This is a genomic window from Streptomyces sp. NPDC006925, assembly GCF_042869575.1.
Classification (GTDB): Bacteria; Actinomycetota; Actinomycetes; order Streptomycetales; family Streptomycetaceae; genus Streptomyces.
On the sequence record NZ_JBIAGB010000010.1, the window covers coordinates 92,992 to 104,937 of the forward strand.

Sequence of the window (11,946 nt, forward strand, 5' to 3'; positions counted from 1 at the left end):
TCGGGGCGGCCGGGCCGAGCCGCGCGGCGCGGCCGGGCGGGTCTCGGAGGGTCTCCGGTGACGGATTCCGTAGGGTACGACAGCGGAGAATTCGGGAGGAATTCCCCCTCGGCCCGGTCACCTCGTCAAATGCGCGCCCCCAGGTGCGTCACAAGCCGCGACCAGCGTTCCTATGATTGGGTGCACCCGGCCGAAGCCGGGGGAGGACGACACCGGGACCGGCCCCCGGCCTGGGGCGAAACTCCAGCCGACAGACCAGCGGATGGGGCCCACGGAAGGGGAGGTCCTGCGGTGCACGGCGGCGGCGCGATGGTGGAGGGGTCGATGACTCAGGGGGCCGGTCAGGGACCCGACGTATGGCACGGCGGGGAGACAACACACGGCGAGGGGACCGCCCGGGCGCTGTCCGCTGTTCCCCGGCCCGACGGGCCCGGAGGGCCGCGCGATCCGCGGTCGGCCGGGGCGGCGCTCCCAGCGCGCACGGATCCCCGCGCACCGACGGCCCCGGCAGCGCCACGCGCAGCTGCAGGCGGCCAGGCGGCGGATGCCAGGGCGGCGGGCGTTCCCGCGGCGGACGGAGCGGCCCCCGCGGGCCCCGTGCCGGACGGCGCCGCTCCCGGCGGACAGGTACCGGAGGGACCCGTACCGTCGGCTCCGGCGGCGCCCGCGACCGCCGGAACCGGTGCCGCGGCCGCCGGAACCGGTGCCGCAACCGCTGGGACCACGACCGACGGCAGGGACGGGATGCCCGAGGAGTACACACCGACCGAACGGGATCTGCCCGTCCTGGGGACCGCCGTCGCGGCGGCCGGAGGCCCGGAGCCGACGATGGTGGACATGCCCGTTCCGGCCGGCGCGATCAACGACGGGGACGGCCCGCTCTACGTCGTCGGGGACGTGCACGGCTACCTCGACGAACTGCGCACCGCACTCCGCCAGTTCGGCATCATCGACGCGGACGGCCACTGGATCGCGGGCAACGCCCGGCTGTGGTTCCTGGGCGACTTCACCGACCGCGGCCCGGACGGCATCGGCGTCATCGAGCTGGTCATGCAGCTCTCCGCGGAGGCCGCGGCCGTCGGCGGCTACTGCAAGGCCCTGATGGGCAACCATGAGCTGCTGCTGCTCGGCGCGAAGCGGTTCGGGGACACGCCGGTCAACTCCGGCGCCGGCACGGCCTCGTTCCAGGCGGCGTGGCTGCTCAACGGCGGCCAGCGCAGCGACATGGAGCGGCTCGCCGACCACCATCTGCAGTGGATGTCCCGGCTGGACGCCATCGCGCTGGCCGACAGCCATCTGCTGGTGCACTCCGACGCGAGCTGCTACCTCGACTACGGCGACACCATCGAGGCCGTCAACGACGCGATCACCGAGGCCCTCCAGCGCAACGACGCCGAGGAGACCTGGGAACTGTTCCGCAAGTTCACCAAGCGCTTCGCCTTCCGCGAGGAGACCGCGGGACCGGCGGCCGTGCGGGAACTGCTGGACACCTTCGGCGGCACCCGGATCGTGCACGGACACAGCCCGATCCCCTATCTGCTGGGCGAGGTCGACAGCGAGGACGGCGAGAGCGCGCCGGACGTCACCGGACCGCACGTGTACGCCGACGGCCTGGCCGTCGCCATGGACGGCGGCGTCACCATGGCCGGCAAGCTGCTGATCGCCCAGCTCCCGCTCGTGCAGTGAACCGGTCCCCGTCCGTCCGGTCTCCCCGCCGGGGGCGCGGGGGCCGGATGGACGGGGCGCGCGGAGCGCGGTTCCACACCCCTGCTGATTCACGCGCGGATATCCGGGCAGGTTTTTTCCAGAAGTGATCGGCTGGGGGGCGTCGCTGTAGCGGGTCAATTCTGGAAAGTGTCTGTCACGCGACGCGGGAACAGCTCTACCATCAGGGCTTGCCGTCCCGAGTTGTCCGCCTGCTGACCTGCCCCGCCCTCGACCGGCCGCCTGGGCCCTACGGAGCATCGGGGGATGCACATGAACAGCGCTCCGCACCTGCTGCGCGAGGACCGGCCCGAGTTCGAGCGGGTCCTCGACGAGGCACTGCGAACCGCTCACCGACGCCCCGACCTGGCGGCGATCGGCCAACGGCTGAACGCCGAGCAGCTGCGCACGATGGCGCTCAGCGCCGCCACCGCGATAGCCGCCTGCGCCGAGGCGGAGTACCAGCAGTTCGTCCGGCTCCGCGAGGAGCTGCGCCGCCCGGAGAACGCCCCTTCCGTCTCGGGCGCCCCCCTCGCGGGCGGCCCCGCGCAGGGCGGGTCCGGCGGCGCCGCTGCCGAGGTGCGCGACCCCGGCCAGGGCGGCAGCAGCGTCGGGGAGCGGCTGGTGGGCGCGATGGGCGGCGAGAGCCTCGCCGAGGCGTCCGGCGCCGGGCTGATGGCGGTCGTCTCGGTCCTCGCCCCCGTGCTGGCGGCCACCGCCGCCGTCATCTTCCTGCTGCTCGGCTACGCGCTGCGACTGCTCTCCCCGGAGCCCGCCGCAGCCGGTCCGATCCGCAGCGCCGGTTGGGTGTTCGCGGCCTTCGCCGCGGCCGGGATCCTGGTGGCCATGGCCGGTCTGCTGCTCGCCGCGCTGCGCAACGGCGCCAGCTCGATCCGGGCGGGCGGCGGCGGGACCGGGGCCGATCCGGGCGGCAGCCAGCTGACCGAGGAGGTGGCGCTGGCCCGTTCCGCCTGGCGGGAGGCGCTGCTGGAGCGGGGCATCGTGCCGTTCCTGCGGGAGGCGCTGGCCGACCCGGACGGTCCGCGGCAGGCTCCGGCCGTCTACGTGCCGCAGCCGCCCGGCAGTCGGCTCGGCTACTCGCACCCCGCGTTCTCCAGCCGCCCCTCCTCGGAGTCGGACGAGAAGTACTCCCGGCCGCGCTTCAGCAGCCCGGACTACTCCAGCCCCGAGTACGGCGGCCCGGAGAGCTCGGGCTGAGCCCGGCCCGCTCACGACCGGCCACGGACCTACGAGGCGCGACCGACCGGCCCCGGAGCGGGGCCGTGTCGGCCCCGACCGGCCGGGCCCGCCGCCGCTCCCGCGACGCGTCGACGCGTTGCCCGGCCCAGGGGCGGTCCGGGGCCGCTGCGGGAGGGGCGGCAGACGGCCGCTCAGCCCGCTTGGTCCAGGGCCCGCCGGATGTCCGTCACCAGGTCGACGCTGTCCTCCACACCGACCGACAGCCGGACGAAGCCGTCCGGCACCGCGTCTCCGCCCCAGCGGCCCCGGCGCTCGGCCGTGGAGCGGACCCCGCCGAAGCTGGTGGCGTCGTTCACCAGGCGCAGCCGGCCCAGGAAGCGGTTGGCGAACGCCTGGTCGGACAGGGTGAAGGAGACGACGCACCCGTAGCGGCTCATCTGCCGGGCGGCCAGCGGGTGCGACGGGTCCTGCGGCAGCCCTGGATGGCGCACGTCCCGCACCTCGGGCCGGACGGCCAGCGCCTCGGCGACGGCCAGCGCGTTGCCGGCCTGGCGCTGGGTGCGGACGTCGAGGGTCGCCAGCGACCGGTGCGCGAGCCACGCCTCCATCGGCCCCGGGATCGCGCCGACCGTCTTGCGCCAGCCGCGTACCGCCGCCGCGATGTCCGGGTTGCGGGTGGCCACATAGCCCAGGAGCACGTCGCCGTGCCCGGTGAGCGCCTTGGTGCCGCTGGCCACCGAGATGTCGGCCCCCAGCAGGAGAGGGCGCTGGCCGAGGGGGGTGGCGAGGGTGTTGTCCACGGCCACCAGCGCACCGCCCTCGTGCGCGGCCGCGGCCAGCTTGCGGATGTCGCACACGTCCAGCCCCGGGTTGGAGGGCGTCTCCAGCCACAGCAGATCGGCCCCCTCCAGTTCGGCGAGCTGCCCGTCGCCGCCGGTGGGAGCGGTGCGCACCTGGACACCGAAGGTCTCCAGCCGCTCGTGGAGCGCGGACAGCAGGTTGTAGCCGTCCGAGGGCAGCACCACCGTCCGGCCCGGACGGAGCTGCGAGAGCAGCACGGCGGAGATCGCGCCCATGCCGGACGAGAAGACGACCACCTCGGCGTCCGGGTCGCCGGGTGCCTCCAGCTCGGCGAGCGCCTGTTCCAGGTGGGTCCAGGTGGGGTTGGCGTCCCGGCCGTAGGCGTACGGTGCGCCCTCCACCTCGCCGGGCAGGTGGTAGTGGGCGGCGAAGACCGGCCCCGGCAGGGGCGGCTCGTAGGGCTCCTCGGCGGGCAGTCCGGCGCGGACCACCCGGGTGCCGTCGGCGTCGTTCGCCGGGCCGTAGTCCAGATGCGGGCCGGTGAAGGGCGGATCGTCCGGAGCGGTCATGGCTGCCTCTCTGTCGCGCGACGCGGCGGGCCGCGGTCGGTTCCCGCCCGGTGCGGTCGGCGGCCGGCGGGCACCGCCCGCACCGGGCGGGTCAGCCGAGCGCCGCGCGGGCCGCCGCGCCGCTCTCAGCACCGTATCCGCCGCCGAAGAGCACGGCGTGGACCAGGAGGTACTGGAGTTGGTGCAGCGGGACCCGGGCCCGGCGGCCGGGCAGTGGACGGACCTCCTCGTACGCGGCGAGCAGCACCGGCAGTTCGGGGCAGCCGAACAGTTCGAGCATCGCCAGATCCGTCTCCGGATGGCCGCCCTGGGCCGCCGGGTCGATCAGCACGGCCCGGCCGTCCGCCGTCCAGTGCACGTTGCCGGACCACAGGTCGCCGTGGATGACGGCGGGCGGCTGCGGGGGGCCCGCCACCGCCTCGTCGTCGAGCCGGTCGCACACCCGCTCGATGTCCCGCGCGTCCCGCGGGCCGATGCGGGCGCTGTCCACGGCAGCGCGCAGCAGCGGCAGCAGCCGGTGCTCGGCGTGGAAGCCGGGCCAGGCGGCGGGGTCGGCGGTGGGCCGGTGCGGCGAGGTCAGCGGCAGCGGCCCGAGGTAGCAGGGCTCCCCGGGAGTGCCCCAGGACGGCGCCGCCGTCCCGTGCAGCGCCGCGAGCCCCCGGCCCAGCCGCTCGGCCGCCGCCCGGTCGGGCGCCCCCGGCTCGATCCACTGGAGGACGAGCACGTCCCGCTCGGCGGCGTACACCTCCGGCACCGGGACGGTCCCGGTGGCGCGCAGCCGGGCCAGCCCGGCTGCCTCGGCGGCGAAGAAGTCGGCGGGGGCGGCGTCCAGCGCCTTGGCGAAAACGGTGGTGGCGGAGTCGGCGGGGGCGGTGACATGGGGGGCGGTGACATGGGGGGCGGTGGCGGTGGCGTCGGCGGCTCGGGAAGGGGCGCCCGCGTGGCCCGCTTCGGCGCCCGCGGGTTCCCGGGGCGCGCTCCCGTGCTCCCCGTCGCCCGGGGCCGGGTACTCCCCGCGCGGGGCCAGCACCACCTGGTAGGCATCGCAGATCGAGCCGCCGCCGACCGGGACGGCCCGGTCGGCCCGGCGGCCCAGCAGCTCGGCCGTACGGGCCACCGGGCGCGGGGGCGGCGGGGCGGCGCCCCCACCGCCCGCGCCCGCCGCGGCCGTCAACCCGCCTCCCGGGCCCCGACGGCGGCGGCGACCTCGGACAGCAGCCCCGGGACGGCGGCCTCCACCATCGCCAGGCACCGGGCGAAGCCGTGCGCGCCTCCGTAGTAGGGGTCGGGCACGCTCAGTTCGTCCGGACCGCTGTCCGGGTCGTAGGAGCGCAGCAGCCGCACCGTGGCGGCCTCGGCCGGGTTGCGGGCCATCGCCCGCAGCTGGGCGGCGTGCCCCTCGTCGAGGGCGACGACGAGGTCGTGCCGGTCGAACCAGTCCGGTTCGAACAGCCGCGCCGTGTGGCTGAGGGGGTACCCGGCGGCCTCCAGCACGTCGCTCGTACGGGGATCGGCGGCGTCACCGAGGTGCCAGCTCCCGGTGCCCGCGCTGCCGGTCTCGACCAGACCGTCCAGTCCCGCCTCCCGCACCTGGGCGCGGAAGACGGCCTCGGCCATGGGGGAGCGGCAGATGTTGCCGGTGCACACGAAGCAGACGCGGTACATCCCGTCAGTCCCGGTCCAGCGCCATGTTCAGGGCCCAGGAGACGACCGAGATGATCAGGCCGCCGAGGAACGCGGTGCCGAACCCGTCCACGTGGAAGCTCACGTCGAGCTTGTCCGCCACCCAGGAGGTCAGCATGAGCATCAGCGCGTTGATCACCAGCGTGAACAGTCCGAGCGTGAGCACCAGCAGCGGCAGGGAGAGCAGCTTCACGAGCGGCTTGACCACGACGTTGACGACACCGAAGATCAGGGCGACGACGAGCAGCGTCAGCGCCTTCTCACCTGAGGAACCACCGGTCAGCTCGATATCGCTGAGCAGCCAGGTCGCCACGGCCAGAGCCGCCGCGTTGGCCAGCGTCTTGATGAGGAAGTTCATACTCAGATCGTCGCAGAACAGCCGCCAGGCCAGGGAGAGGGGACAGCGGTGAAGGCATTCCGGCTGGAGGAGCTGGAGGCGGAACGCGCCGTGAACGACGGTGCGTACCTCCGGTTCCTGCACGAGCGCAACATGTCGGCCGGCCTGTACGCGCTGGACGCGGGTGCCGCCGACCGGCAGCAGCCGCACGCCCAGGACGAGGTGTACTTCGTCGTCAGCGGTCGCGGCTCGATCACCGTCGGGGCCGAGACGACGCAGGTGGCGCGCGGCAGCGTGGTCTACGTACCGGCCGGGGTGACGCACAAGTTCCATCACATCTCGGAGGACCTGCGCGTCCTGGTGGTCTTCTCGCCCCCCGAGAGCTGAGCGGTCCCCGCGAGCGGGCCGAGCCGGTTCTGCGGGGGCCGAGCCGGTTCTGCGGGGGCCGAGCCGGTTGCGGGGCCGAGCCGGCTCCTGAGGACCGAGCCGGTTCTTCAGGGTCGCCTCAGGGTCGGATTCAGGGGAGGACAGGGGCCCGCAGCGGCCCATCGGCCCACCGTCCGCTCTAGCATCGAGGGCAGAGGGTGCGAAAAGCCCTCGCCAACTCTCAGAGACGGAGCAGACAGTCATGGACGCGAAAGGCACCCTTGCCGGCCTGCCGTGGTGGGTCACGTGGATCGTCATACCGGTGATCGCGCTGGTCGTCTTCGGCGGCCTGATCGCCAGCCTGGTGGGCTTCCTGATCGGCCTGCTGTTCAAGGTTCTGATCTTCGTCGCCCTGGTCGGCGGTGTCGTCTACCTCGTCCGCCACTTCAAGGGCGGCGGCTCCTCGGGCAGCGGCTGGTGAACCCCGCCCGCACCGGGCGCACACCGCGGTGGGCGGCGATGGCCCGCGGCGTCCCGCGGTGGGCCCACGGGAACGGCACCGCGGGAGCGGCGGAGCCGCCGCAGGGTCCGGACCCTGACCCGAGTCCGGGTCCGGGTCCGCGGTCGGAGCGGGGCGCGGACGCGGTACCGAGTCGGCACCCCGAACGCGGCCGCTTCGGCGCCGACACTCCGGCGGGCAACACCGCCCCGGCCGCCCCCCTTCGACCGGCCCTGCGGCTCCGGCCGGCTCCACGGCGGTCGGCAGCACCGCTCCGGTGAATGCCGGGGGGCGGCCCGAACGGCGGTACGACCCGCACCGGCAGTCCGGGCGCCGTCCCGCACCCCGGCTCACTTCGGCTTCCGCCGCCTCCCCCGGCCGCCGGTGACCCCGGCGCCGCGGGCCTGTGCGAGGCGGCCACCGGACGCGGGGGCGCCGGACGCGGGGGCGCCGGACACCGGATCGCCGGATGCCGGAGCGGGTACGCCCCGGGGCGTGTCCCCTACGGCACGATCGGCCGCTTCCGGCGCCTCGGGCCGCCTGCGGTCCGCCGAGACGACGAGCGCGGCCAGCAGCGTCGTGACCGGCACCGACGCGACGAGGCCGATGGAGCCGACCAGCGTACGGATGATCTCCTCGGCGACCACCTCGCTCGTGGCGACCATCGTCACGTCGCTGCGCGCGATCGAGAAGAGCAACAGCAGCGGCAGCGCCGCTCCCGCGTAGGCCAGCACCAGTGTGTTGACGACGGACGCGATGTGGTCGCGGCCGATCCGCATGGCGGCCCGGTAGATCCGGCGTCGACTGGCCCCGGGGTCGGCGTCCTTGAGTTCCCAGACGGCCGAGGTCTGGGTGACCGTCACGTCGTCGAGCACGCCGAGCGAGCCGATCAGCACCCCCGCCAGCAGCAGCCCCCGGATCTCGATACCGGGGTAGAGCCCGTGCACCAGACCGGTCTGGTCGTCGGTGTTGCCGGTCAGTCCGGCCCAGCCGATGAACAACGAGCCCAGCAGCCCGATCAGCAGCAGCGACACCAGGGTGCCCAGCACCGCGACCGAGGTGCGGGCGGACAGGCCGTGGCACAGATACAGCGTGGCCAGCATGATGGCGCTCCCGCCGACCACCGCGACCACCAGCGGATTGGAACCCTGCAGTATCGCGGGCAGGATGAACAGCGTCAGCACGGCGAAGCTGATGACCAGCCCCACCAGCGCCAGCACTCCGCGCAGCCGCCCCACGAGCACCACCACGAGCGCGAAGAGGCCGGCCAGCAGCACCATCGGCAGATCGCGGTCGGTGTCGACGACGCTGTACTGGAGATCGCGCGGCGCCTTCGCGGCGTAGGCGACGACGACGCCCTGCCCCACGGAGTAGCTGCGGGTGGCGTCGGGCGGGACGACCTCGGTGAAGGTGTGCCCTTTGTCCTTGCCCTCGGTGATCTCGACGGTGGCCTTCCGGCAAGGCCCGTGCGCCCCGCCCTCGTCGCCCTGCCCGGAGGAACCGCCGCCCGAGGAGCCGGGCGGCTGCCGGACGTTGGCCTTGCCGCAGTCCACCTCGGCCAGTTCCACGACCTTGGCGGTGAAGGTGGGCCGGTCGAAGCCGACTCCGGAGTGGTCGTGCTGGTGCCCCGGCACGCCGCCTGGCCACAGCACCACCAGCCCGGCCAGCACGGCCGCCGCGAAGGGCACCAGCACCGCCGCGATGACCTTCCGCAGATGGCGGGAGACCGGCTCGGCGGGCCCGTGACTGTGACTGTGACTGTGCCCGTGGCCGTGGCCCTGGCTTTGCCCGTGGCCCTGGCCGTGCCCGTGCCCGTGGCCCTGGCCGTGGCCTTGCCCGTGCCCGTGGCCGTGGCTTTGCCCGTGCCCACGGTGATGGGCGGGCGCATGGCCGGGTCCGGGGCCGTGCCCGTGGGCACGACCGGGTTCGGGTGCGGGGACGGCGGGGTCGGTGTGGGTCACCGCCCGATCATCGCAAGAACGGCCGGGCGGGGTGTTCAGTCCGGGCCGTGTGCCGTTAGCGTAGAGGCGCCTTTGCACATCGCGGGAGCTCCGAGCACGGGGCTGAGAGGGCGCTGACCTCCGTGGAAGGAACCACGGAACCGGCTGCGCCGACCGCCGAACCTGTTACCGGGTAATGCCGGCGTAGGGAGTGGGTCTCATGACCACGCAGGATGCACACGCGCGCGCCGAGAAGGCCGAGGAGGCCGGAACCGCCGAGAACGCCGAGAACGCAGCAGCGGCCCCGGCCGGCAAAGCGCTCGGCTCGCACAAGGGATATCTGCAGGGATCGCGCCCGGACATCCGGGTCCCCGTCCGACGGGTGCATCTCACCAACGGCAGGGACGTGACGCTCTACGACACGTCCGGGCCGTACACCGACCCCGAGATCGACACCGATGTGCGCCGCGGCCTGGCGCCGCTGCGCGAGAACTGGATCGTCCAGAGGGGGGACACCGAGGAGTACGCGGGCCGCGAACTGCGGCCCGAGGACGACGGCCTCAAGCACACCAGCCCGCGCGGCGGAGTCGTCCGCGGCGGCGCCGACGATCTGGCGGGGCTCGACGCGGTCTTCCCGGGCCGCCCGCGCCAGCCGCGCCGCGGCCGGAACGGCGCGGCCGTCACCCAGCTCGGCTACGCGAAGCGGGGCGAGATCACCGCGGAGATGGAGTACGTCGCCCTCCGCGAGAACCGCAGCCCCGAGTTCGTCCGGGACGAGATCGCCGCGGGGCGGGCCGTGCTGCCCGCCAACGTGAACCATCCGGAGACCGAGCCGATGATCATCGGGAAGAACTTCCTGGTGAAGGTGAACGCCAACATCGGCAACTCCGCCGTCACCTCCTCCATCGAGGAGGAGGTCGAGAAGATGACGTGGGCGACCCGGTGGGGCACCGACACCGTCATGGACCTCTCGACCGGCCGCAACATCCACACCACCCGCGAGTGGGTGCTGCGCAACTCCCCCGTTCCCATCGGCACGGTGCCGCTGTACCAGGCGCTGGAGAAGGTGGACGGCAAGGCGGAGGAGCTGTCCTGGGAGGTCTACAAGGACACTGTCCTCGAACAGTGCGAGCAGGGCGTCGACTACATGACGGTGCACGCCGGGGTGCTGCTGCGCTACGTCCCGCTGACGGCGCGCCGCAAGACCGGCATCGTCTCCCGCGGCGGCTCGATCATGGCCGCGTGGTGCCTGGCGCACCACCGGGAGAGCTTCCTGTACGAGCACTTCAGCGAGCTGTGCGAGATCCTGCGCTCCTACGACGTGACGTTCTCGCTGGGCGACGGGCTGCGGCCCGGGTCGATCGCGGACGCCAACGACGCGGCGCAGATGGCCGAGTTGGACACCCTGGGCGAGCTCAACCGGATCGCCAAGGCGCACGACGTGCAGACCATGATCGAGGGTCCGGGCCATGTGCCGATGCACAAGATCAAGGAGAACGTGGACCGCCAGCAGGAGGTCTGCGAGGAGGCCCCGTTCTACACGCTGGGTCCGCTGACGACGGACATCGCGCCCGCCTACGACCACATCACCAGCGGCATCGGCGCGGCGATGATCGGCTGGTGGGGCACCGCGATGCTCTGCTACGTCACTCCGAAGGAGCACCTGGGGCTGCCGGACAAGGACGACGTCAAGACGGGTGTGATCACCTACAAGATCGCCGCCCATGCCGCGGACGTGGCCAAGGGCCACCCGGGGGCGCAGGACTGGGACGACGCGCTCTCGGACGCCCGGTTCGAGTTCCGCTGGGAGGACCAGTTCAATCTGGCGCTCGACCCGGACACGGCCCGCTCGTTCCACGACGAGACGCTGCCGGCGGAACCGGCCAAGACCGCGCACTTCTGCTCCATGTGCGGCCCGAAGTTCTGCAGCATGAAGATCTCCCAGGAGATCCGCGAGCGGCACGGCGCGACGATGGAGGAGGTCGAGGCCGGGATGGCGGAGAAGTCCCGCGAGTTCGCCGAGGCGGGCAACCGGGTGTATCTGCCGATGGCCCCGTGAGACCCGTACTCCGGTAGAGCGGGGGCGGGAGCCGCGAGGGCGGTTCGTGGCTCCCCCCTCCTGCCACGAACCGCCCGGCTCGATGCGCGCGGCGGCGCGGACGACAAGAATAGTTGACTCAACGTCAGTGTCCAATCACTTATGGATACGGACCTATTGAGCGATGTTCTGACCTGACACGCACAGTGAGGGAAGCGGAGGGTTTGACGCGCGGCGATGCGGGCCAAATCTCCTGCATGTTCGTCGAACGCCCCGTGGTCAAGCGGACTGCCCGCGCCATCCTCCTCACCGCCGGGGAGGGTCCGGCGCCCACCGTGGAACTGATCCTCATCAAACGCACCAAGCCCGGCCAGGAGCCGTACTGGATCACACCGGGAGGCGGTGTCGAGCCCGGCGTGGACCGCACCGTGGAGGACGCCCTGCACCGTGAGGTGGCCGAGGAACTGGGCGCGGCGATCACCGATGCGGTGCCCGCCTTCGTGGACACGGTGAGTGACCCTGCGGAGACACCGGGTGGAGTGAAGGTACAGCACTTCTTCGTGTGCAGGCTCGTCTCGCTCGACCCGCGCCTACGGCACGGACCCGAAGTGGAGGAGCCGCAAGGAGAGTACGAGATCGTACGGCTCCCCTTCACCCCGGAGGCCCTGAACTCCGTGGAGGTCGTCCCGCCGAGACTGCGGGCCTATCTCGCCGCGAACATCGAGGGGATCCAGGCGCTGCTCGCGCCCGACCTCCGCTGACCTCCGCCGGAGGCCGCCCGGGCCCGCCGGGGCCGCGCGGACCCGCCA

At 73.3% G+C, this 11,946-nt stretch carries 11 protein-coding genes and 1 riboswitch; of the genes, 6 read left to right on the forward strand and 5 right to left on the reverse strand.

The features are described 5' to 3' along the window. Positions 1-309: 309 nt before the first annotated feature. Positions 310-1,686: a metallophosphoesterase family protein gene (locus ACFYNS_RS16105; protein WP_388603493.1), complete on the forward strand. Its 1,377-nt coding sequence runs from the start codon at positions 310-312 to the stop codon at positions 1,684-1,686. 285 nt (positions 1,687-1,971) lie between these two features. Further along, entirely contained in the window at positions 1,972-2,922 is a 951-nt protein-coding gene (locus tag ACFYNS_RS16110; RefSeq protein WP_360300974.1) for a hypothetical protein, read from the forward strand. A gap of 173 nt (positions 2,923-3,095) precedes the next feature. Here ACFYNS_RS16110 and ACFYNS_RS16115 read toward each other — a convergent pair whose 3' ends face one another. From ACFYNS_RS16115 to ACFYNS_RS16130, 4 genes are all read right to left on the reverse strand, one after another. Then, positions 3,096-4,274 carry a cystathionine gamma-lyase gene (locus ACFYNS_RS16115; protein ID WP_360300971.1) on the reverse strand — a complete coding sequence of 393 codons (1,179 nt, stop codon included), beginning with the start codon at positions 4,272-4,274 and terminating at the stop codon, positions 3,096-3,098. A gap of 91 nt (positions 4,275-4,365) precedes the next feature. Beyond that, complete coding sequence (locus ACFYNS_RS16120) at positions 4,366-5,448, reverse strand: fructosamine kinase family protein (protein WP_388603361.1); 1,083 nt, start codon at positions 5,446-5,448, stop codon at positions 4,366-4,368. Continuing rightward, positions 5,445-5,939: a low molecular weight protein-tyrosine-phosphatase gene (locus ACFYNS_RS16125; protein ID WP_360303767.1), complete on the reverse strand. Its 495-nt coding sequence runs from the start codon at positions 5,937-5,939 to the stop codon at positions 5,445-5,447. The genes ACFYNS_RS16120 and ACFYNS_RS16125 overlap by 4 nt, the downstream gene beginning before the upstream one ends. A gap of 4 nt (positions 5,940-5,943) precedes the next feature. Further along, the gene (locus tag ACFYNS_RS16130; protein ID WP_019356699.1) at positions 5,944-6,315 is read right to left on the reverse strand and encodes a phage holin family protein; all 372 of its coding nucleotides are present in this window, start codon (positions 6,313-6,315) and stop codon (positions 5,944-5,946) included. Positions 6,316-6,363: 48 nt separating this feature from the next. Here ACFYNS_RS16130 and ACFYNS_RS16135 point away from each other — a divergent pair, with 48 nt between their 5' ends. Beyond that, on the forward strand, positions 6,364-6,681 hold the full coding sequence (locus ACFYNS_RS16135; protein WP_360303769.1) for a cupin domain-containing protein: 318 nt from the start codon (positions 6,364-6,366) through the stop codon (positions 6,679-6,681). 241 nt (positions 6,682-6,922) lie between these two features. After that, positions 6,923-7,141, forward strand: a complete 219-nt coding sequence (locus tag ACFYNS_RS16140) for a DUF5326 family protein (RefSeq protein WP_019356701.1) — start codon at positions 6,923-6,925, stop codon at positions 7,139-7,141. Positions 7,142-7,509: 368 nt separating this feature from the next. Here ACFYNS_RS16140 and ACFYNS_RS16145 read toward each other — a convergent pair whose 3' ends face one another. After that, positions 7,510-9,120 carry a YibE/F family protein gene (locus ACFYNS_RS16145; RefSeq protein ID WP_388603364.1) on the reverse strand — a complete coding sequence of 537 codons (1,611 nt, stop codon included), beginning with the start codon at positions 9,118-9,120 and terminating at the stop codon, positions 7,510-7,512. A 71-nt stretch (positions 9,121-9,191) separates the two neighbouring features. Continuing rightward, positions 9,192-9,327, forward strand: a riboswitch (TPP riboswitch). On the opposite strand from ACFYNS_RS16145, the gene thiC reads away from it, so the two are divergent. Together thiC and ACFYNS_RS16155 are read left to right on the forward strand one after the other, a co-directional pair. Then, on the forward strand, positions 9,320-11,158 hold the full coding sequence (gene thiC / locus ACFYNS_RS16150; protein WP_388603366.1) for a phosphomethylpyrimidine synthase ThiC: 1,839 nt from the start codon (positions 9,320-9,322) through the stop codon (positions 11,156-11,158). It overlaps the preceding riboswitch by 8 nt. A gap of 236 nt (positions 11,159-11,394) precedes the next feature. Further along, complete coding sequence (locus ACFYNS_RS16155) at positions 11,395-11,898, forward strand: NUDIX hydrolase (protein ID WP_360302903.1); 504 nt, start codon at positions 11,395-11,397, stop codon at positions 11,896-11,898. Positions 11,899-11,946: the final 48 nt, after the last annotated feature.